We start from the raw sequence: 21,118 nt of genomic DNA on the forward strand, positions 1-21,118 counted from the left end.
CGTCATTCCCCCCTTTTGCGTAGCCAGCGAGGAAGCAATCGCTCCCATAGCCCTCTGCCAAACAAGGAAGCCAGCTCGCCCCCCAAAAGCCACCACGGGCGGATCGTGGTCCGTTTCGTGTACAGCGATTTGGCGATGAGCCTCGCAGCGTGCTCTGCGCTCATGGCAGGCATGCTCCGATAGGCAGTCGTGGGCAAAATCATCGGCGTTCTCACCAGCGGCAAGTAAATCGATGTCGTGGCAATCCCCTTCGCGCTCCACTCCGGCGCGGCCGAGCGAAACCAGGTGTCGAACGCGGCTTTCGAAGCTTGATACGCCGCCCAGTAAGGCAACGGGAGCAACGATGTGTTGATCGTGGAGACGTTTACGATCTGCCCTTTGTTTCGGGCGAGCTGCTCAGTAAGCGACAACAAGATTTTAACCGGAGCAAAATAATTGATCGCCATCGTCCGGGTAAAATCGTGATAGCGCTCCAGAGAGTCCATGATCGGTCGCCGGATGGACAAGCCTGCATTGCTGACCACGATGTCGATCCCGCCAGACTGCTCGTGCAAAAACGCAAGAAATGCCTCCAACTGAGCCGGATCGCGAAGATCGGCCCCGCACACACTGACTCTCGCCCCGTCTCGCTCGATTTCAGCTTTGATCCGGCGCAGCTTTTCCTCTCTTCTCGCCACCAGCAGCAAGTGCACTTGGCAGCGCCCCAGCACATATGCCAGCTGCTCCCCGATTCCCGAGCTGGCCCCGGTAATGAGAATCGTCTTGCCCGCAACAGCCGCCGCGAGCTTGCCCTCATCCAGAGCCGTTGGCCAAAACAGCATGTTTTCCCACAACGTATAGGCAGGCATCCGCATCGTCCTTTTTTCTGTGAAAAACGTCTCGCCGTTTTTCATGAAATGGGATGTGACCGCTTGCGGTCAACAAAACGGTCATGTTCGTTTTGGTTAGTCGTCCATTCTCCTTTATTTTCCTCGACCTAGCCCGCAGAAACAAGAATGAGATAAATTCTCAACTGTGATATTGGTCACAAGGCATCGCTCTGCACATGTTTTATACTGGGCTCGTAATCAATCAACTACCTGCTCCCATTAAAACGCGTGAAAGGTTGTGAAAGTGCGCCTCAGTGCGATTGCTCTGGCCTTTGCTTCCTTTTCTCATTTTTTTCCGTTCACACAATGTTATAATTGAGAATGATTATTATAATCAATTATAACAATGCGAGAAAAGGAGTGCATTCCTATGCTGTCTACTGGCCCGATCTCCTCCGTTTTGCGTTGCTTTCATTTGTTTCGCAATTTGTCCGAGCATGAGTTGAAAGCTGTTGCGGCTACGTGCAAATCCGGTGAATTTGCAAGAGGCGACTACCTTTTCTATCAATCGGAAGAAATCTTGCAAGTGTACTTCGTCATTTCCGGCCGAGTCCGTCTGTTCAGCACGAGTGAAGATGGAAAAGAACAAACTTTCCTGCTTGCCGATCAGGGCGACATGTTCCCTCACCTCGGATTTTTTCGCACAGACAGCTATCCGCACCACGCCGTCGCGCTGGATGACGTCCATTGCCTCGTCATTCCCGTGCGCACTTTCGAACAGCTGCTGCTCGCTCATCCCGCCATCAGCTTCAAAATCATGCAAGTGCTGGCGGACAAAATTATCGACCTTCAGCAGCGTCTGGAAGACAAGACGTTTTATCCGGTGGAAAGCCAGCTCGTGTCTTTGTTGCTGCGCCTGAGCGAGACACACGCAGCCAGGCTCGACGCAGAATGGCTCCGCTTTTCCACCACTTTTACCAATAGCGAGCTGGCCGGGATGCTCGGCACGACGCGAGAGACGGTCAACCGCACGATCCAGAAGCTGAAAAAGCAGCAAGCGGTCGTGATGGCCCAGGGCGGCAGCATGCACATTCACCTGGAAAAGCTGAGAAGCTTGCTTCCTGACACGCCTGTTGTACCGATCGATCCCCAAAAAGACCATTTTATCCGCACTCACGCCCAGGCATGCTGCGTCAGAGGCTGCCATGAGGTGTGAACGTGCGATCATAAGAAAGGATGTTTGACATGACCGAAAAAGCAAGCCGCAAGCCTACTCACCTGTTTCTCGCTTCCCTTGGGAAAACCCGGCTGCGTCCGGGCGGAAAAGAAGCGACCGAGCGCATTTTGCAAGCATGCCGCCTCACCGCCGATACGAAAGTGCTGGAAGTAGCGCCAAACATGGGCACGACCGCCATTCAGATCGCCAAGGAGTACGGTTGCCAGGTGACCGGAATTGATATTCACCAGCCGAGCGTCGAGCGGGCGCAGGAAAACATTCGCCAGCACGGACTGGAAGAGCGCGTCCAGATTGCATACGGCAATGCATTGGAGCTGCCTTTTGCCGCTGAAACGTTTGACGTGGTGATCAATGAAGCGATGCTCAGCATGCTGCCGCTGGAACAGAAAAAGCAGGCGATCGCGGAATATTTCCGCGTCTTGAAGCCGGGCGGCAGACTGGCGACCCACGATTTGCTGCTGTGCAAGGACCCGGAAACGCCGGAAGTGCAGGAGCGCCTGGCTGCTTTGCGCCAACTGCTCGCGGTCAATGCCCAGCCGATGACCGAAGCGAACTGGCGCGGTTTGTTCGAACAGGCTGCCTTCCGCCAAGTCGATTGCCAGACAGGAAAAATGTCGCTTCTGTCGCTGAAAGGCTTGCTCACAGACGAAGGCTGGGAAGGCACGATCCAACTTTTGACCAACGCGTGCAAAAACCCGGCGGATCAAGCCCATTTGTTTGAACTGATTCGTACATTCGATGCCAACGACGACCTGTACGGACACATCACCTTTACGGTCGTGAAATAACAAAGTCAGGAGGCGAGCCGATGGAAGCCTTGCTGGAATTTGCCTCCGTCACGAAGTCGTTCAACGGGACGACTGTACTCGCTGGCTTTTCCTTCTCTCTCGCGGCGGGAGAGGTCGTCGCCATCCTCGGCCCTTCCGGCTGCGGCAAAACAACGATTCTCAACATGGCAGCCGGATTGATCAGGCAGACTTCCGGAACGGTGACCGTCCGCACGGAACAGCTCGGCTATGTCTTTCAGGAGCCGCGGCTGATTCCGTGGAAAACGGTCACGGACAACATTCGTTTTGTGCTCGGCCGCATGGACCAAGACACGATGAACGAAAAAGTGACGACGGTGTTGCAAAAAGTCGGGCTGTTCCATGCCCGCGACTACTATCCGAAGCAGCTCTCCGGCGGGATGAAGCAACGTGTATCCATCGCACGCGCGCTGGTCACAGACCCGAAAATGATGCTGATGGACGAGCCTTTTTCCGCGCTCGATCTCGCCCTCAAGCGCGAGCTGCAACAAGATGTCATCCGTTTGATCGAGGAACGCCGCATCGGAATGGTCTATGTGACACACGATCCGGAAGAAGCGGCCCGCCTGGCTGACCGCGTCCTGTTGTTCAGCAAAAGCAACAACCTTGCAGCGGCAACAGTCATCCGGGAATACCCCCTCCCCGGACAAAGAGCAGGCAGGAGCGAGGAACAAATTCAACAAATCAAAGCCGTGCTGCACCAGCACCTGACAGGAGGATAGACAAGTGTCACGCACATCCAAAACCAGCTACGTCATGATGTCCCTGATTGTCGCCATCACCAGCGCCCTGATCGGCTGCTCCGCTCAAACGAATCAGGCTACCACCTCAAGCCAACAATCAGCCGCCGAGCAACCAGCTGCGACTGCGCAAGAAGTGCAAAAACGCGAGCATTTGACCATTCAGGCACCAGTGGGAATCTCGCTCTCTTCTCCCATCTATAAAATGATCGAGGACAAATCGCTCAGCCCGTTCGTCGAAAATGTTGAGTACAAGCCGTGGAAAACACCGGATGAGCTGCGCGCCCGAATCAGTAGCGGCCAGGCCGAAGTATCCGCCGTACCTACTTATGTCGGCGCCAATCTGTACAACCGGGGAATGGATGTCAAGCTGATCAACACGCTGATCTGGGGCATCCTCTATATGATCGGCCCCGACGGTGAGGCAGTCAGTTGGGACAGCCTGCGCGGGCAGACCGTTCACGTTCCGTTTAAAGGCGATATGCCCGATCTCGTCTTCCGCTACTTGCTGAAAAAAAACAATCTCGATCCGACTAAAGATGTCAAAATCGAATACGTCAGCGCGCCGCAGGAGCTGGTCGGCTTGCTCGTCGCAGGCAAGGCGAAGTACGCCATCTTGCCGGAGCATATGGCGACCATGTCTGTGATGCAAGGCAACAAGGCAGGCAAAAAACTGGGCAAAGTCATGAGCTTGCAAGCCGAATGGGCGAAAGCGACAGGCAAATCGCCGCGCATCCCGCAAGCTGGTATCCTCGTCTCAGGCGAACTGATCGCCAAGCATCCTGAACTGGTGGCGGAACTGCAAAAACAGTTTGAGCAATCCGTCCAGTTCCTGAACGAAAAGCCAAAAGACGCTGCCGCGATGATCGCGAAATACCAGGACGGGCTGACCCCGCCAATCATTGAAAATGTCATTCCTTCCCTGAACTTGCAGTTCGTCTCGGCCAAGGACGCCAAGGAAGAACTGGAATTTTTCTTCACCGAGCTCTCCACTCTGTCCCCGGAGATTATTGGGGGGAAATTGCCGGATGCAGGATTCTACTACGCTCCGTAATCGCCGCCTGCTCGTACAGGGCGTGACAATCCTGATCCTGCTCGCCATTTGGCAAGGCTTATCGATGTCCTTGCCCTCTATCCTGTTCGCTTCACCACTGGACACCGCAGCCGCTTTCGTTCGGATGGTCGAGAGCGGGGAGTTCACCGAGCAGTTGCTCCAGTCCGCTTCCCGCATGTTTACCGGACTTTTTAGCGGAATGATAGTCGCGATTTGCTGCGGGCTTGTCGCAGGACGTTCTCCCGTCCTGTACGATGCGATGCGTCCGGTTCAGTCGATGCTCATGGGGATTCCGCCGATCATCGTCGTCGTCCTGGCGATGGTCTGGTTCGGCACAGGCTCGATGGTTCCCGTGTTTGTCGTCTCTGTGCTCGTTTTCCCCGGCATTTACTTGAATACGGCGGACGGCTGGCGCAATATCGACCGCCAGCTGCTGGAAATGGCGGCGATCTACAAAAGCACTCCGTGGCACACGTTGAGACACATCATTTTGCCCGGACTTGCCGTGCCGATTTTCACTGCGATCTCGCTTGCGACTGGCTCTGCCGTCCGCATCACGATCATGGCAGAGCTGCTCGGCGCAGATGCGGGAATCGGCTATTCGCTCGCCTTTGCCAGAGTCAACATCGATACGGCAAAAGTGTTCGCCTGGACACTCGTCAGTATTTTCATCATCATCCTGCTGGACCATCTTGTCATATCTCCGCTGCGGAAATTTATTCTGCGCTGGAACCGTGAGGAGTGATCATTTATGCAAACGTTCGACCTGAAAAACTATCTGGAGTCCGCGCCCAAGCATATTGGCGCGTTGATGGGCTTTGAACGCACCAAAGTGCTGCAACTGCAATTGCGTGCCGGCAGCTTTATCCCGGAACACGACACAGACGCCGACGTGTTGATTCTCGTGCAAAAAGGCAAAGCGGTCTTTGACTTTTCCGGGAAGCAGATCGAGCTTGATCCACAGTCGCTTTTGTACATGCTGCCAGCGGAGAAGCACAGTGTGCGCGCTTTGGATGAAGACGTGGAAATGGTCGTCATCCGCATCGAGCGTGCGTAAGTGCACACATTCGGTTGCCACAAGTGAACAGTGAAAAAGCCAGTATCGTTAGAGTTTGACCGAGCGATACTGGCTTTTCGCGTTGACAAGAAAAAACTGCCAGAACGAGAAACCGATGCTATCTTCAAACGTATCTCTATTAATAGGCAAAAACTGACATGAGATCGAGGTGCAAGCAAACATGGAATCTATCTCTATCGTTCTCTACCGACCGGAGCTGGCTGCGGCTGTCGCTGATATGTGGAACGCCAGCCGAGACAGCTGGGGAGGCGGCAATTCGATTACGACGGCGGAACAAATCAGACAGGAAGAAGCTCGCTCCGACGCGCTTGCTGTGTACCTCGCAATGGACGGCGAATCGGTAGTCGGCTATTGCAGCCTGGCGGAATACAGGGAAGATACGGGCGCCCTCTACATCCCCCTGCTCAACGTTCGTCCTGACTATCACGGAAAAAAAGTAGGCCGCATGCTGCTTGCCCTCGCCCTGGACCAGACTGTCCAGCTTGGTTGGCCGCGGCTTGACCTGTACACATGGGCTGGCAACACGAAGGCGGTTCCTTTGTATAAAAAATTCGGTTTTTTCTGGGAAGACCGGGATGACTCGACGCACTTGATGAACATGATGCCCACTGTCCTGCGCACAGAAGCTATCGCGCATTATTTCGATACGCTGGACTGGTACCAGGATTCCACAAGACAAATTGTGGTCGAGCCGGATGGACGAAAAGAAAACGGCTTTGATTACTTCACCTACTCCTGGAAAAAAGCCGACCTGAGCTTGCGCGTGGAGTTTGAACGGCGCGGCCGCGGGCTGCGCCTGATCGAAACGGAAGACTACTTGCTGTCCGCCGAGGTCGAGCAGCTGGAGCTGGTCTTCGGCCGCGACTACCAGATTCACTACCGGATCGTCAATAAATCGGGCAAGCCGTTGCAGCTTTCCTTGACGGGAGAGTCGAATGAAAACATTCAGTTTGACTACCAGCAGGAGCTGTCCGTCACGGACGAAACGAGCTTGTCTGCAAGCTTTACGGTCGGAGCAATCACGGAAGAGCAAAGCATTTGGCGCACGCATCCAAGAGTTTGCACACACATTCAAATCAACGGCAAAAAGGCGCTGTTCCAGGTCGGCATCTTGCCCAAATTCCCTGCTTCGCTCACCATGCACGTTCCTGGTCTGACTTATCCGGGTCAAACTGCACACTATTATTTGGACATGGAAAACAACTTTTCCGAAGAAGCACAGTTTTCTTTTGAACTGGCTGACTCGCCATTCTTGCGCTTCCACGAACACAGCCATTCGCTGCGGTTGTCCGGCAAAGAACGCGTCTCGCTTCCGCTTCGCGCCGATCTGATCGACCACGGATTTTACAGCGCCGATGTGCAAATCGTGGGGCAGCTTGCAGACGGCAAGCAAGTCTCCTTCGTGAAAAAGCTTGGCGCTGCCTTTACCGGATTGGGAGCGCTCCTGGCAGGCGAAACAGAATTGACGTGGCAAGTGCATCACGGCCGCCATACGCTCACCTTGAACAAGGACGACAACGAACTCACCATTTCCGGCGGAAACGGCGGAGCGCCGACGTACATCGCCTATCCGAAGCTTGGCAAGCCGTATTCCAGCGAGTTTTCCAAAAAGCGCGTGGAGCACGTCGACTTCTTTTCCGAAAAAGGCGCCATCGGTATTCGCGCCGCTTACCGTTCCGATGCCTACCCTGCTCTTTCGCTGATCAGCAAAACGCTGCTGCACGGCGATGGCACCGTTGAACACACGCTGGATATAACCAACACTTCCACGGAAAAACTGGCTGCTGAGCTATGGCTGACACAAAGCCTCATCCACTCGATCCAGCACCCGATCTTGCCCTATCAAGGCCGCTATGTAGACGTTCCCACTTCTTACGGCAGCGACCTGGAATATTGGGACGGCAAGCTGCTCAGTGAAAACTGGCTGTTTTCCCGGGAAGATGCAGCCCCGTGGGGATTGTGCTGGCCGCCATCTTGCCAGATGGATATTCAAGGCTGGCAAATCGCCCTGGAATCGTGCATCGGAGAGCTGGAGCCGCAGAGCAGCGCGACGTTCGGCCCGATATGCGTGGCGCATGGAGCGTATACGGACTGGAAAGAATTTCGTGCTTTTGCCCGAAAAGAAGCTTTGGCCAAAGACTTGTCGCTGACCCCTCATCTGGAGCTGATTGCCAACGATCACAACCCATTTTTGGCAAACGGCGAAGTGAAAGTTGAGGTAAAAGAATACAAACAGCAGTACCTGGACGGGGAACTGACGGCCTTACTTGCGAGCGAAGAAGCTCTGGGACAGACGCAACGCTTCACGGAAGAAGCCGAGGAACAGGAAGCGCACTTCGCTTTGCCTGCTTCGGCCAAAGCGTACGAGCTGGTTCGTGTGGACGGTCAGTTCGCTACCCACGACATTTGCTTGCAAAGCGCCCTTTTCCCGGTTCAACCAGGCTCCATCTCCATGGAAGTGACCGAAGAGCAAGGCCAGCAAGTCTACAGCGCAGACAACGGCTCCATCCGCATCAAAGCAGCACCGGATTTTTACCCGTCGCTGTTCTCGCTCGTTTCGGGCGGACAGGAATGGCTGGCCAGCTCTTTCCCGCAGCGGCAACCGAAATCGTGGTGGAATCCGTGGACAGGCGGCATCGGCAACCACATCGAAGAACTGAGCGCTTTTTCACTGGTTAAAGAAGAAAGAAGCGCCGCCTTCGTCCAGCTGACCGACAATCGCCAGAACGTCTGGCAAGGCATCAAGCTCAGCTATCACGTCAAAAAACAGGAGAAGTATCGCGGCCTCACCTGCCACCAATATTTTCTTTTGCTGCCGGGCGTCCCGCTCCTTTGCCATACGGTCGAAATCGTGCAAAAAACCGGAACGTACTTTGCCCACAAAAGCTTTGCGACCGAAGTCTTTTTGCAGACAGAAGCGGCTGACGAAACGGTTTGGCTGAAAACAGCGGGGAAACACGGGGAGCCGCTGACCTACAAGCTGGCGCAGGGAGATTTGACCGTAACGGAACAATCCGACTATACGTTTGGCGCAGCTTCCCGCGCCGAGCAGCTCACGATCTTCACCGATCTGGGCACCGCAGATGTCGAAGTGTACGCCAACAAGGAAATCGCGATGACCACCATCCTGCGCGAACTGAACTTGCCGGACAACAGCACGAGCTTTACGCCGCCTGTCTTTTTCCTGTTTGCCGACAAAGAGCTGCCTGCCGATTCCTTGGCGGCTTTGCGGGCGATCCGGTTTACCAGCGAAGGCGAAGGGGGAAATTCAGATGAAGATCATTGATGCGCACATGCATTTATCGCATATCGAAGAATTTAAGCGGACAGCCGCGGAGAAGTCGTTTGTCGACTACTCTGTCCAAGGCATTTTGCAGGAATATAAGGACAACGGAGTGGTGCTCGGAATCGGCATGGGCTTGACGGAAACAAAGCAGGACGGCTTTCCCGATTACGAAGCGATCACGCCGATGGGTCTGGACTTGACCGCTGAACTGCCACCGCAGCTCGTCTACTGCCTGGGGATTAATCCGTACACGCTGGACGATGCGGCGGTTGCTCGCCTGGAGCAAGATTTGCAACACCCCCAGGCGGTCGGCTTGAAAATTTATCTCGGCTACTATCCGTTCTACGCCTACGACAGCGTCTACGATCCGGTCTATGCACTCGCCGCCAAATACGGGGTGCCCGTTGTTTTCCATACGGGTGACACTTACTCGGAACGAGGTCTGCTCAAGTATTCGCATCCGCTCACTCTCGACGAGGTAGCGGTGAAGCATCGGGACGTGAACTTCATGATGGCCCATTTCGGTGACCCGTGGGTGCTGGATGGCGCAGAAGTCGTGTACAAAAACCGCAACATGTTTGCCGACCTGTCCGGCTTGATGGTCGGTGACGCAGACAACTGCCGCAGACTGGCCGAATCGCCGCTGTTCTTCGCTCATCTGCGCCATGCGATTACGTACTGCGATCATTATGACAAATTTTTGTTCGGCACCGACTGGCCGCTCGCCCCTGTGAAGTCGTACATCCAGTTTGTGCAGGAGCTGATTCCGGCTGAGTATCATGCGGATGTGTTTTACAAGACGGCGTTGAAGGTGTTTCCGAAGGTGCGGGCTTTTGTCGAGTAGTAAACTGCAATGAATTTCCTTTCACGTCCATCAAAAAAATCCCTCATGTCTGCGCTCATTCGCGTGAAGACACATGGGATTTTTCTTTTGCCAGAAGGGGTTTGCCGTGTTCTTTGGCAGTATTGTGCGAGCTTTGCGCCCCGGCATGCTCCCACAAATAAAAACGCCTGGTTCCCCAGACGTTCTCGTTCTTTTTTCGTATGCAGCTGCCTCTCGTTACGACTGGGAGAGAAAGCCTTCCTTGAAGATTTTCAGCAAATATTCCAGCGTAATCGGGTCGCTGTACGTCGATGCTTCCATGTCGATCACGATCACATGGTTATTTTTCACAGCGGGAATCTTTTTCCACGTCTCCGAGGTCAGGAACGGATTTTCTCCGCCCTTGCGCTGGCTGAGCACGATGTAGTCTCCAGCGTACTCCGGAATCACTTCCAAAGAAAGCGTGTAGTAGCCAGGGCCAAGTGCGTCTTTCTTGACTTTTTCCGGCATGGCGAGGCCCATTGCCTGATACAGGATTTCCGTTCCGCGAGCCCAGTTGTTGCCGAAGACGTAAAAGTCTTTCGTATCATGCTCGAACACGGAGACGGTCGTGTCCTTGCCGATTTTCGCCTTGATTTCTTCGCCAGCAGCTTGCGCGCGCTTCGTGAAATCGTCGATCCACGCTTGCGCCTCTTTTTCCTTGTTCAAAAGCTTGCCAATCTCGCGTTGCTGCGCCAGGTAGTCCAGCTTGCCCCACGTGTAGACGACTGTCGGTGCGATTTCCTTCATCTTGTCGAGGTTTTTCATCCACGATCCGGCAATAATCAGGTCGGGCTGAAGAGCCAAAATCTTCTCCATCGTCTCGTCCGATACGACTTCGACATCTTTGACTTTGTCGGTGAACAGTGGATTTTTCTTCGTCCACTCGTCGATCCCGACCAGTGTGCCGCCAAGCGCAACTACGTTAGGTGCGTTGGTCAGGCCCACGATTCTTTTTGGCTGGGCAGGAACCTCAACCGGACCGTTCTCCGACTGGTACGTGATCATTTCAGGTTTGGCCTCAGCATTCGCATTCGGCTTTTCTTCGGTTTTTGTTGCCTGCTGTTGATTTGTCTCACTGCCGCCCGCATTGTTTGGTGCCGGCGTCGATGCATTGCCGCAAGCGCTGACCATCAGCGAAAGCGACATCAGGAAAGGAATGAGCCACTTTTTCATGTTGCAGTCTCCTTTTTGGCAAATAAAAACTTGCAGATGATAATGATAATCATTTCTGACAATTACATACTATAAACAGTTCTCACCTGCCTGTCAATACGGTCACTCTCTTTCCCCTGACATGCTGTTGGAACCGCTTCCACCCATGTGTTGCGGCAAACAATGACGTCATGTCTGCTTGGCTGACCAGAAGCGGTCACATGCGTTTTCGCGATAAATATCGAGACGTTTTTCCATACAAATACAAAAAAACGGCCTTTTCAGCCGTTGTGTCCGTTCGCGGAGTCATCTGCTACCGTAATGACTACATTTCCTTTTTTGTGCCCTTGCTCTACGTATTCATGTGCCTGCGGAATCTGTTCCAGCGGATAGCGTCTGTCGATGACCGCCCGAAGCTGGCCCGCCTCCATCAGCTCGGTGAGAAGCTGCATGTCTTCCACGCGCACTTTTGCCACTCCTTGCCCTTCCACGGTGAGGTATTTGCCATGGGGAGCCAGCACCTGCTTGCAGCGGGATTTCGCGCATTTTCCTACAGCGTCAAAGACGATGTCGTACTGCTTGCCGGATTGGGCAAAGTTTTCTTTTGTATAGTCGATCACCTCATCCGCGCCAAGCTGCCTGACCAGTTCTACATTGGCGGTACTGCACACTCCGGTCACCTCGGCTCCGAAGTATTTGGCGAGCTGCACCGCCGATGTGCCGACCGATCCCGAGGCGCCGTAGATCAAGACTCGTTGCTCGCGCTGCAACTGTCCTTTGCGGAAAAAGTGCAAGGCGGTAGTTCCGCCAAACGGCATCACTGCGGCTTCTTCATAAGTGGCATTAGTCGGCATGAGGGTGACGTTGGCGTCCTCGTGCAAGCATTTGTATTCGGCATACGTGCCAAAGTCCATCTCGGTGATCGCATACACCTTGTCTTTTGGCTTGAAGCGCTTGACTTGCTTGCCGACCGCTTCCACCTCTCCAGCCAGCTCGACGCCCAAAATCGGGTTTCGCGGCTTGTTCCATCCGATCAGCAACCGCATAGGCAGCCAATACAGCAACGGACAGCGAAAAGCGCGCACCCGGCAATCCCCGGAAGTGACCGTGGTCGCATATATTTTCACGAGAATCTCATGCTCTTTCGGAACGGGCTTGGCTACCTCCTGGAGCGAGAGGACATCCGGTGCTCCATAGCTTGTGCAGACGACAGCTCTCATGGGCTTCCTCCTTTTTCCTTATTTCCTGTTTGCCATGAGTATAGCCGCTATGAACTGTCTCGCTACAGCTACTAAAGTATGGTTTTGCAAAAACAATCACGGCTGAAAAACAGCACCGCCTACAACAGTCCAAGCTCGCGTGCCCGCGCGACTGCCTCCGTGCGCCGCTTCACTTGCAGCTTTTCAAAAATGACCCGGTTGTGCCCTTTTACAGTCGGCAACGCAATAAACAGCCTTTCGCTGATCTGCTGGTTGGAAAATCCTTGGGCAATCAGGCGGAGCACTTCCAGCTCGCGATTGCTCAACGGCTCGATCAGAGACTCGGCTTGCTGCGCTTGCGCTGGCTGACCCGTCCCGTGTGCTGGCGCCAACTGGTTCATGGCAGCGAGAAGCTTGCCACAATACTCAGACGCCGCTTCGGCTGCTGTCCACTCACGCAACAGCGGCAGGAGCAAAGCAGCTTCATCGACAAACGTCCGCACCAGCCCGCCCGGCTCAGCCAGTGCCAAAGCTTCGCGAAGCAGTTGTACCGCCTGGCGCTTTTCCCCATGCCCAAAAAGCGCGACAGCCAAAAGCAGCTTGGCCTCGATCCGCTCCCGTTCTTGGCGGGTCTGCTCCAGCTCTTGATGCCACGGTTTGAGAATCGCCACGGCTTGGGCGGAATTGCCCTTGGCCAAATACACCCGGGCGCGAGTGCTTGCGAGCTGTCCATTCGCCGTCGCCAGGCGCTCGGCAGCAGCCAGATTGCCTTTATGCAGTTGCACCATGGTCTGGACCGCCAAAAGCTGAGGAAGCTGGACTGCGAAGTTTTGCCGCTGGACCGTGTGATCGCTTTCTGCCAGCATGCGTGCTGCCCCGCTGGCATCGCCTTGGACAAGCTTTAGCCTGGCTAAAAAAATCTCGCTCTCGACCACGCAGTCCGTCTGTTCCAGCTGTTTTGCCCACTTCACGCTCTGACGAGTATGCTCCAACGCTTTTTCCCGTTCATTCCACTCGTAATACAGGCGAGCCAAACCAAGATGCGCCTTGCAAGCTGCCGGCAGCGGCGGATCGCCCGCGAGCTTCAGCACCCGCAGATAGCTTCGCTCCGCCAGGTACAGCCGGGATTCCATCTCCTGAATCATCCCCAGGCCAAGTGTTGCCAGCATGGTAATCAGGACATGGCCGACCCTTTCACTGTTCGCCAAAGCTTGCGTATAAGCCACGCTCGCCTCTGCCCATTCACCCCGAAGCTGGCAGCCGTACCCGCGTGCCCATAGTGTCGCTGTGCGCACAGGCACGTTTTCCGGATGCAAAAGCTCCAGAGCACGGTGCGACTCCGCTACGATCCGCTCCGCGTCATGCTTGCTCACAGCCAGCGAAGCGCGGATCGCCGCGATATGACCGAGCAAATCACGGGTCATGTCGCTTTGCTCCACCGCCTGCAACACTTTTTCGGCAGCTTGCAGCTTTGGTTCCACGCCTGTTGTTTTTCCAGTCATCAACAGCGCAGACGCTTGCATCACCCACAAACCGGGCAGCTCGTTCTTTTCCTGCTCGCCCAATGACTCCAGCCATTGCAGAACAGGGGTCACTGCCCCGCGAAAAATCAGGGGCAAGCCAGCACCTTCCGCCAGCCGCGCCGCCCTTTTTGTATCATGAGCGCAAACAGCATGGTGAAACGCCTCAAGCGCAAAGCCGTTCGCTTCATACCAGCTGCTTGCGCGAATATGCAAGCTTGCAGCGACGGTTGGATCAAGCCGTTTGCGCAAAAGCTCGGCAAAAAGATGATGGTAGCGATACCAGCGCCGTTCGCTGTCCAAGGCGACAAGAAACAGATTGGCGCGATCAAGCAAGGCCAGCGTCGCTTCGCCAAAGCCAGCCCGGACTGTGTGCTCCCCGTCGCTCAGAACAGCATCGCAAAGCGGCCCGCTCATCCGTTCAAGAACAGACGTCTGGAGCAAAAACGACTGGATGCTCTCCGTTTCCTGATTCAACACTTCCTCGACCAAATAGTCCCACACATAAGGATGATTAGGCGGAAAAGACTGAATCAACCGATCCGGCTCGCCTTCCCTGCGCAAAGCAAGCGCGACCAGCTGCAATCCGGCAATCCAGCCTTCTGTGCGTTCTGCCAAAATCCCGACGCTTGTCTCGGAAAGAACCAGCCCCATCCCCTGGCACAAAAATTCGCCGGCTTCCCGCTGGGCAAAGCGCAGATCGCCAGCATGAACTTCCGTCAGCTGATCTTTCGCGCGCATCCTCGCCAAAGGCAACGGCGGCTGCGCGCGGGTCGTGATGACGAGATGAAGCTGCGGCGGCATGCGTTCCAACAGAAAAGCAACCGCCTCATGAATACTCGGAGAGCGGAGAAGATGATAGTCATCCAGAACGAGAACCATCGCCGGGGATAAAGAGTGGAGATCGTGCAACAAAGACAGCAGCATCGCCTCGCTTGGCGAACTTTCCGCAGCCTTGAGCATGGGCAGCAGCCCTTTTCCGACAGACGGCTCAATTGTCTGCATGGCCGCGATCACGCAGCGCAGGAAACGCCCCAGGTCGTCGTCTCCCCCATCGAGCGACAGCCAGGCGACAGAGACGGGAGCATCTGCCAGCCATTCACTGACAAGCGCCGTCTTGCCGTAGCCTGCTGGAGCAGAAATCAGCGTCAGCTTGCGATGCATCCCTTCGCTCAATTTTTCCACGAGCCGCGGGCGTCGGACCGCTTTTGGCCGCGGTTTGGGGATGTACAGCTTTGTCAAAAGAATGTCCTTTTCTAATCCCACCAAAAATACCACACGTCCTGCTTCAGCAAGTAATCGGCATAATGACCGAGCGTCTGTTGATCGTCCAAAACGTACTGGCAAAAAATAAAATGCTCTTTTGCCAATTGCAGCGCTTCTTCAGCCGTTTGCGGACGCCGCTTCGCTTGCAGCACCCATGTATCGCCTGTCACAGCGAGGATGCTTGCGCCATACTGTTCCTGAAAATGCTTGAAGATGACCGACTGGTACACAGGCAAAGGACATTCGTTGTATCCGCCCATCGGAATCCACAGCGGAGCCTCATGCCCGCGCTCCTGCGGCAAGTTCAGCACGACGAGCGAATCTCCATCCTCGATCCGGTCCTGTGCCCATTCCCGATCGAGCTGAAACGGTTCTGTCGATGCTTCTGTTGCGACCAACTGCTCGTGAACCAGCTCGCTGCCTTCCCACATCGCTGCGTACGCCTGATAACATTCGGAAAAGTTTTTGCCTTGCAGTTGCTTCTCCTCAGCTGGCAAATCAGTGTAGACCAGCCGGGACTCCACGATTTTGCGGAAGGCATCCTCTACGCTCAGGCTGCGGGCTTCTTCCAGCTGCTGCGCGACAAAAGCGGACAACGTTTCTGCTTCCTCGCACACTTCTTCCATCATTTCCAGCAGGTTGTAGCCCGGCAACACCAAAATGCGGTGCTTCCCTTCTGCTTGCAGCGGCAACGCCAATTGTTCTACTGCGACGACTTCTGTTTCGCATTCATCCAAATACTCGACCAATTCTTCAACCATGACCGACACCTCTTTTTCTTCACGCATTCATTCGCTTTATCGATTTATGCAAATGGCTTGTTCGCATTTTTGGAAAAATAAGCCACACCTGTTCATCGTACACCATCTATCCAGAAGAATGTAGAGCTAACCTAAAAAAAGCTTCCCTCGCCAGTCGGGAGGGAAGCTTTCCTTTTTTCGTGCGATTTGCTTGTGTTACGACAGCTTAACCAGGCTGTAGTTTTTCTTGCCTTTGCGGATGATGATGAAGCGTCCGCCGATGGCGAGGTCAGCCGTTACTTCCAGCTCCAGATCGCTCACCTTTTCGCCGTTCATGGAAATCGCGCCTTTGGTAATGTCCTCGCGCGCCTGGCGCTTGGATGGCTCGATGCCCAGCTCTACCAGCCAATCCACGATGTTTTTCGCTTCTTTCGTCGCTTCATAGGTCGGCATTTCTTTGAAGCCTTGCTCGATTTCATCTGCCGTCAACGACTTGATGTCTCCCGTGAACAAGGCAGCTGTAATGCGTTTGGCCTGCTCCAGCAGCTCTTCCCCGTGCACGAATCGGGTCATTTCTTCTGCGAGCATTTTTTGCGCTTCGCGTTTATGCGGTTCGGTCTGGACTTTTTCAGCCAGCTCCTCAATTTGCTCTTTGGACAAGAACGTGAAGTAGTTCAAGTATTTCACAACATCACGGTCATCGGTATTCGCCCAGAACTGGTAAAACTCGAATGGCGTCGTTTTGTTCGGATCGAGCCAGACAGCGCCGCCAGCCGTTTTTCCGAACTTCGTGCCGTCTGCTTTCAGCATCAGCGGAATGGTCAAGCCAAACGCTTTCGCTTCTGGCCCTTCTTTTTTGCGGATCAGATCGAGGCCGCTCGTAATGTTGCCCCATTGGTCCGAACCGCCGATTTGCAGCTGCACGTCTTCGTGTTTGTACAGGTGCAAGTAATCGAGCGATTGCAGGATTTGGTAGGAGAACTCGGTAAAAGAAATACCGCTGTCCAGTCGGCTTGCCACCACGTCTTTGGCGAGCATCGCGTTGATGCTGAAATTTTTCCCGTAGTCGCGCAAAAATTCGATGACGTTGATTTTATGCGTCCAGTCGTAGTTGTTCACCAGGCGGATTTGATTGTCGCCTTCTGTGATGAACAGCTTTTTCATTTGCGCAGTCAGTGCATCCACGTTCGCCTGCACTTGCTCCAATGTTTGCAGCGAGCGCTCCGATTGCCGGCCGCTCGGATCGCCGATCGTTCCTGTCGCGCCGCCGATCAAAATAACCGGGCGGTGACCAGCCAACTGGAAGCGTTTCAGCATGATGAATGGGATCAGGTGACCGATATGCATGCTGTCGCCTGTCGGGTCCACGCCACAGTAGAGCGAGATCGATTTTTGCTCGGTCAATTCGCGAAGTCCCTCGGCATCTGTTTGTTGATTGATGGCGCCGCGCCATTCGAGTTCATCAATAATGTTCACAGCCAATTCACTCCCTCAGGTTCGTAGTTCTCCTATACCGGATCAACGTTGTGCGTGACAACAAAAAATCGCCCCTTGTCATATAGACATAGGGACGATTGAATAACCGTGTTACCACCCAGATTGCACCAATGCCGCACACGCCTTCCTTTTGCGCGCCATTCATGCCACTCTCGGCGAGATATCGTTCGCCGCTTCCGCTCAGCATTACCCGAGATACTCCAGAGTTGTAATTCGCTTGCTTGGTGTGTGCCGGGTTTCATCATCCCCCGGCTTTCTGGGACAGGGACCAATCTGCTACTGGGCTCTTTCAACGTATGTCGCATATAAGATTACAGACAGTATAGTGAATTGGAAGATCGGTGTCAACTGGCGTTTGCCCTCACACCGCCCGGGCAAGCCGAAAGCCGAGATCATCGATGCGAAACGTCGGATGACTGCGCCTGCGGCATGTCGCGCCGACACCTCTAGCCGCTTCCGCCCAAGCCTGCCTGCCTGTCATCTGGTTCCCTCCGCTTTCCACTTTTATTTAGCCAAGCTCAGCTTTTCGATCGCCTGCTGCTCAGTCGGCAGGAAAAAGATGTCGTTGCCGTTGTTCGACTCATAGATGAAGTCTTTCAAGCTTTTGCTTGCATACACGGAAAAATCGCCCACGATCGCCAGCTTTGCCTTGTAATTGATGAACTTTTGCAAAATGTCGCCCGCCAGTCGCGTCTTCAGATCGAAAAAACTCTCCGCAAGCATCGTTTTATGAATGACGATGCGGTCGCATTCGGCTTCGTACCATGCCGTCGCGATCAGATCCAGTGCCGCCTGGACATCGGCGATGACGTGTTCCTCGCTTGTTACGACAGCAATATTGACTCCGTTAACGGTGTGCTTGGCAATGTTCATCGTCTACCTCCCTGTTTGATCAGCCACTCATTTGGCATGGGCCTGGAAAAGTCTTTGGACATACTGCTCGCCTATATAGCGATTGTCTTCGCCCTGCGGCGGCGCAATCCCCGCCACCCGAAAAAAGCTCAGCCCGACTACCATCGCCATCAGCCCATAAGCGGCCCCCTGAGCATCTTCTTCCGCCAGCTGGCAAAGGCTGATTTTTTAGGGAAAAAGAAGGACAGGAGGCGGGGCAGGGTGGCTAAAGCAATTCATTCCCGGCAACGCACGATTTTATTGGATTCCCAGATGCTCGCGCAAGGTGGCGCCTGCGTATTCGCGCTTGAACAAGCCTTTTTCCACCAGCTTGGGCATCAGTTGTTCGAAAAAGATGTTCATCGATTTTTCCGATCCGCCCGGCAGAGCAATGAACCCGTCAATCGCTCCCGCCTCGTAACGCTCGATAATATCAGCCAGTACATCGTCGACAGTTCCGACAGACACCCAATGCGCCGATCCGACTACCTCAGGGCGTGCCAGCACTTCTTGCAAAGTCGGCTCGTACTTCGTGATAAATCGGCGCAACAGCTCGGCATGTGTCCGGCTGCGGACGGGCAGGTTCGGATCAGGGAGCATGTCGGCTGTTATGCGTTGATTCAGAGCCAGATGGCTTGCTTCCATTCCGAGTACGAATTTCAGCGAAGCCAGCCTGCGCTCCGTGCTCAAATTGGCATGCGCCACTTTATGCAATTCCTCTGCCTCCTCGCGCGTCTCCCCCAAGAAAAAGTACAGGCCCGGCAGCACTTTGACTGCATCCGGATTACGTCCATGCTCCTCCGCCCTTTTGCGCAAGTCGCTTCGCAGTTCGACTCCTGATTCAATATCCGGCATGGCTGCAAAAATCGCATCCGCGACGGAAGAAGCAAAATCACGTCCCGTATCCGACGCACCTGCCTGGAAAAACGGAATCGAGCCGGAGGCATGGGCTGGCATCGTCAGCGGCCCTTTGACACTGAAAAATTCGCCCGAATGGTTGATCGGCGTTACCTTGTCCCGATCGGTAAAAATGCCTGTCTCCCGATCCATGACAATTGCTTCGCGCGGGTAGCTATCCCACAGCTTGCGTACGACCTCGATAAACTCTTTTGCCTTCGCATAGCGCTCTTGCGGTGATGGCATCGGAGCATCGCCGAAGTTCTCGGCCCCTTCAATCGATGTGACGATATTCCAGCCAGCTCGCCCGTTGCTCAGCCAGTGTAACGACTGAAGCTGTCTCGCCACGATGAACGGCGGATTGAATGTGGTGGAGATCGTCGTCACCAACCCGATTCGCTCGGTTTCCCGGGCAATAGCGGAGAACATCAGTGTCGGATCAACGCTGCCAAAGCTGACGGCGTCTCCCAGCATCTGCGGACCGACGTATAAATAATCGGCTTTGAACAAAAAATCGAGCTTGGCTTGCTCGGCCATTTTCGCCAAATCAATATAGTAGTCGATCGTGTCCAGTTTCTCGATATCACTGTCAGGACGCCGCCAGCCTGCCCCTTTCATCCACGTAGTATTAATCGCCAGTCCGATGCACAATTGTCTATTTTCAGCCATACGTATCCACCTCTCCTGGATTGAGATTCGTTTCGCGATTAGGACTTGCCCCGCTCTTCCGTCATGTTGGCAAAAGCGCAAATACGCACCTTTTCCCAACAATGATAATCATTATCGTTAAATAGTGTAGCAAGGGCAGGAGTAAAAGCAAATGCACAAATCACGAAAACGATATGCAAGATTGTCTAATCCAGTGCTTTTCTTTGAAAAACGTCCCGGCGTTTTCAGCGCAGTTGGTGGGCGGTTGGCAGATCGTAGTTTGCGGTTTGCAGCTCGCGGCTTGCGGTTTACAACTCGCAGCTTGCGGTTTGCAGCTCGCGGCTTTCAGTTTACCGCTCGCAGCTTGCGATTTCAGCTCGCGGCTTGCGGTTTACAACTCGCAGCTTGCGGTTTCAGCTCGCAGCTTACGGTTTACAGCTCGCAGCTTACGATTTCAGCTCGCAGCTTGCGGTTTACAACTCGCGGCTTGCAGTCAGCAATCACAGTCATGACTGTCCGACGTCCTTATGACTCTCTTCTTGCTCTCTGTACGCGGAAGGCGACACGCCGAATTTCTTTTTAAACATCCTGCTGAAATAGAGCGCATTGGCATACCCGACACTGACGGCGATATCGCTGATCGGATAGCTGCCTGCTTTCAGCAGCTCGCGTGCTCTCTCCATCCGGTAATGAATCACGTAGTCGATAGGGCGGTATCCTGTGTATTTATGGAAAAAGTAAGAAAATTGCTTGGGGCTCATACCGTGCAACTCAGCCAATTCGCCGAGCGTCAGCGGCTCCATGTAATGCCCGCTAATGTACGCAATCGCTTCTTCGATTATTTTTTGGCCTGGAGAACGTCCTTCCTCCCGACTCTTGCAGCCCACCAGCACTTGATGCATGATGCCTAAAAACAGCTCTTTGACATGCAGCTTCCCGATCCCGCCTGTAGCGCGGGCTTTTTGCTGGATCATGATGAGCGCTTCAAGCAACCGGGGATTCGCGCCGGGTTCGAGTTTGAAGTGAGTATTCAGTTCAACAGCCGCCGTGTCATTTCCGTGTTTGTTCCACCTGTAAAAAACAATGAAATACTCCAATTCTGACTGACCAATGACCCGCGAGTCCATTTGCATGCCTGGAGCAGCATGAACGACCGTTCCCGGCAACAAATCGTAAGCGGTTCCGTTCACATGCATCTTCGCCTCTCCACGCACAATAAACAGAAATCCGTATTGGACAGTCTTGAAACCGCGCAAAATACTTTTCGGCTGAATGACCAAGCGCTGCACATTGGCTATCTCATAGGAACCGCCGGCGAATATTTCCGCTATCTTGTCCAAATCCATCATGAAAGGAAACCTGCTTTCTGTCCATATCGTGTACCCCTGCTTATTTTATCATAGGATTGGGCCTGATTTTGCCGTAGGAGCATC

General features: G+C 54.1%; 17 protein-coding genes and 2 pseudogenes. 8 read left to right on the forward strand and 11 right to left on the reverse strand.

All coding sequences use genetic code 11. The features are described from left to right. Positions 1-2: 2 nt before the first annotated feature. Positions 3-848 (reverse strand): SDR family NAD(P)-dependent oxidoreductase, encoded by an 846-nt coding sequence (locus tag IRJ17_RS25340; RefSeq protein ID WP_173598420.1) that lies wholly within the window; start codon positions 846-848, stop codon positions 3-5. A gap of 391 nt (positions 849-1,239) precedes the next feature. Here IRJ17_RS25340 and IRJ17_RS25345 point away from each other — a divergent pair, with 391 nt between their 5' ends. From IRJ17_RS25345 to IRJ17_RS25380, 8 genes are all read left to right on the forward strand, one after another. Beyond that, positions 1,240-2,025, forward strand: a complete 786-nt coding sequence (locus tag IRJ17_RS25345) for a Crp/Fnr family transcriptional regulator (protein ID WP_173598421.1) — start codon at positions 1,240-1,242, stop codon at positions 2,023-2,025. Between the two features lie 29 nt (positions 2,026-2,054). Then, a complete protein-coding gene (locus IRJ17_RS25350) occupies positions 2,055-2,834 on the forward strand; it encodes a class I SAM-dependent methyltransferase (RefSeq protein WP_122962968.1) in 780 nt (259 codons plus the stop codon). Between the two features lie 20 nt (positions 2,835-2,854). After that, on the forward strand, positions 2,855-3,574 hold the full coding sequence (locus IRJ17_RS25355; RefSeq protein ID WP_122962967.1) for an ABC transporter ATP-binding protein: 720 nt from the start codon (positions 2,855-2,857) through the stop codon (positions 3,572-3,574). 4 nt (positions 3,575-3,578) lie between these two features. Then, on the forward strand, positions 3,579-4,646 hold the full coding sequence (locus IRJ17_RS25360) for an ABC transporter substrate-binding protein (protein ID WP_122962966.1): 1,068 nt from the start codon (positions 3,579-3,581) through the stop codon (positions 4,644-4,646). Further along, the gene (locus tag IRJ17_RS25365) at positions 4,621-5,391 is read left to right on the forward strand and encodes an ABC transporter permease (protein ID WP_122962965.1); all 771 of its coding nucleotides are present in this window, start codon (positions 4,621-4,623) and stop codon (positions 5,389-5,391) included. The genes IRJ17_RS25360 and IRJ17_RS25365 overlap by 26 nt, the downstream gene beginning before the upstream one ends. 6 nt (positions 5,392-5,397) lie before the next feature. Next, entirely contained in the window at positions 5,398-5,703 is a 306-nt protein-coding gene (locus IRJ17_RS25370; protein WP_122962964.1) for an AraC family ligand binding domain-containing protein, read from the forward strand. Positions 5,704-5,884: 181 nt separating this feature from the next. After that, positions 5,885-9,010 (forward strand): GNAT family N-acetyltransferase, encoded by a 3,126-nt coding sequence (locus tag IRJ17_RS25375; RefSeq protein ID WP_242772274.1) that lies wholly within the window; start codon positions 5,885-5,887, stop codon positions 9,008-9,010. Continuing rightward, positions 8,997-9,854 carry an amidohydrolase family protein gene (locus IRJ17_RS25380; RefSeq protein WP_122962962.1) on the forward strand — a complete coding sequence of 286 codons (858 nt, stop codon included), beginning with the start codon at positions 8,997-8,999 and terminating at the stop codon, positions 9,852-9,854. Before IRJ17_RS25375 ends, IRJ17_RS25380 begins: the two co-directional genes overlap by 14 nt. Before the next feature lie 216 nt (positions 9,855-10,070). On the opposite strand, the gene IRJ17_RS25385 is transcribed toward IRJ17_RS25380, so the two are convergent. The 10 genes and pseudogenes from IRJ17_RS25385 to IRJ17_RS25430 form a co-directional block, all read right to left on the reverse strand. Beyond that, complete coding sequence (locus IRJ17_RS25385; protein WP_173596107.1) at positions 10,071-11,048, reverse strand: iron-hydroxamate ABC transporter substrate-binding protein; 978 nt, start codon at positions 11,046-11,048, stop codon at positions 10,071-10,073. A gap of 260 nt (positions 11,049-11,308) precedes the next feature. Further along, a complete protein-coding gene (locus IRJ17_RS25390) occupies positions 11,309-12,247 on the reverse strand; it encodes an NAD(P)-dependent alcohol dehydrogenase (RefSeq protein WP_242772276.1) in 939 nt (312 codons plus the stop codon). Between the two features lie 119 nt (positions 12,248-12,366). Beyond that, positions 12,367-15,012: a winged helix-turn-helix domain-containing protein gene (locus tag IRJ17_RS25395; protein ID WP_242775333.1), complete on the reverse strand. Its 2,646-nt coding sequence runs from the start codon at positions 15,010-15,012 to the stop codon at positions 12,367-12,369. Further along, on the reverse strand, positions 15,003-15,773 hold the full coding sequence (locus IRJ17_RS25400; protein WP_173596105.1) for a DUF4253 domain-containing protein: 771 nt from the start codon (positions 15,771-15,773) through the stop codon (positions 15,003-15,005). The genes IRJ17_RS25395 and IRJ17_RS25400 overlap by 10 nt, the downstream gene beginning before the upstream one ends. Positions 15,774-15,968: 195 nt before the next feature. After that, entirely contained in the window at positions 15,969-17,228 is a 1,260-nt protein-coding gene (tyrS, locus tag IRJ17_RS25405) for a tyrosine--tRNA ligase (protein ID WP_122963254.1), read from the reverse strand. A 382-nt stretch (positions 17,229-17,610) separates the two neighbouring features. Then, positions 17,611-17,715 (reverse strand): annotated as a pseudogene (locus tag IRJ17_RS25410) (formylglycine-generating enzyme family protein); the annotation flags it as partial. Between the two features lie 38 nt (positions 17,716-17,753). Continuing rightward, positions 17,754-18,122, reverse strand: a complete 369-nt coding sequence (locus IRJ17_RS25415) for a DUF4180 domain-containing protein (RefSeq protein ID WP_122962957.1) — start codon at positions 18,120-18,122, stop codon at positions 17,754-17,756. 27 nt (positions 18,123-18,149) lie between these two features. Then, positions 18,150-18,311: pseudogene (locus IRJ17_RS25420) on the reverse strand (TetR/AcrR family transcriptional regulator); the annotation flags it as partial. Between the two features lie 87 nt (positions 18,312-18,398). Beyond that, positions 18,399-19,706 carry an NtaA/DmoA family FMN-dependent monooxygenase gene (locus IRJ17_RS25425; RefSeq protein ID WP_242772279.1) on the reverse strand — a complete coding sequence of 436 codons (1,308 nt, stop codon included), beginning with the start codon at positions 19,704-19,706 and terminating at the stop codon, positions 18,399-18,401. Positions 19,707-20,191: 485 nt separating this feature from the next. After that, positions 20,192-21,034: an AraC family transcriptional regulator gene (locus IRJ17_RS25430; protein ID WP_242772280.1), complete on the reverse strand. Its 843-nt coding sequence runs from the start codon at positions 21,032-21,034 to the stop codon at positions 20,192-20,194. Between the last annotated feature and the right edge of the window lie 84 nt (positions 21,035-21,118).

It is taken from the genome of Brevibacillus parabrevis, assembly GCF_022701015.1.
Lineage (GTDB): Bacteria > Bacillota > Bacilli > Brevibacillales > Brevibacillaceae > Brevibacillus > Brevibacillus parabrevis.

Bases quoted from the DNA above. Each gene is read 5' to 3' on its own strand.
- IRJ17_RS25415 (WP_122962957.1), bottom strand. From the start codon at position 18,122: ATGAACATTGCCAAGCACACCGTTAACGGAGTCAATATTGCTGTCGTA.
- IRJ17_RS25355 (WP_122962967.1), top strand. From the start codon at position 2,855: ATGGAAGCCTTGCTGGAATTTGCCTCCGTCACGAAGTCGTTCAACGGG.
- IRJ17_RS25390 (WP_242772276.1), bottom strand. From the start codon at position 12,247: ATGAGAGCTGTCGTCTGCACAAGCTATGGAGCACCGGATGTCCTCTCG.
- IRJ17_RS25430 (WP_242772280.1), bottom strand. From the start codon at position 21,034: ATGATGGATTTGGACAAGATAGCGGAAATATTCGCCGGCGGTTCCTAT.
- IRJ17_RS25340 (WP_173598420.1), bottom strand. From the start codon at position 848: ATGCCTGCCTATACGTTGTGGGAAAACATGCTGTTTTGGCCAACGGCT.
- IRJ17_RS25370 (WP_122962964.1), top strand. From the start codon at position 5,398: ATGCAAACGTTCGACCTGAAAAACTATCTGGAGTCCGCGCCCAAGCAT.
- IRJ17_RS25380 (WP_122962962.1), top strand. From the start codon at position 8,997: ATGAAGATCATTGATGCGCACATGCATTTATCGCATATCGAAGAATTT.
- IRJ17_RS25400 (WP_173596105.1), bottom strand. From the start codon at position 15,773: ATGGTTGAAGAATTGGTCGAGTATTTGGATGAATGCGAAACAGAAGTC.
- IRJ17_RS25350 (WP_122962968.1), top strand. From the start codon at position 2,055: ATGACCGAAAAAGCAAGCCGCAAGCCTACTCACCTGTTTCTCGCTTCC.
- IRJ17_RS25425 (WP_242772279.1), bottom strand. From the start codon at position 19,706: ATGGCTGAAAATAGACAATTGTGCATCGGACTGGCGATTAATACTACG.
- IRJ17_RS25345 (WP_173598421.1), top strand. From the start codon at position 1,240: ATGCTGTCTACTGGCCCGATCTCCTCCGTTTTGCGTTGCTTTCATTTG.
- IRJ17_RS25365 (WP_122962965.1), top strand. From the start codon at position 4,621: ATGCAGGATTCTACTACGCTCCGTAATCGCCGCCTGCTCGTACAGGGC.
- IRJ17_RS25375 (WP_242772274.1), top strand. From the start codon at position 5,885: ATGGAATCTATCTCTATCGTTCTCTACCGACCGGAGCTGGCTGCGGCT.
- IRJ17_RS25385 (WP_173596107.1), bottom strand. From the start codon at position 11,048: ATGAAAAAGTGGCTCATTCCTTTCCTGATGTCGCTTTCGCTGATGGTC.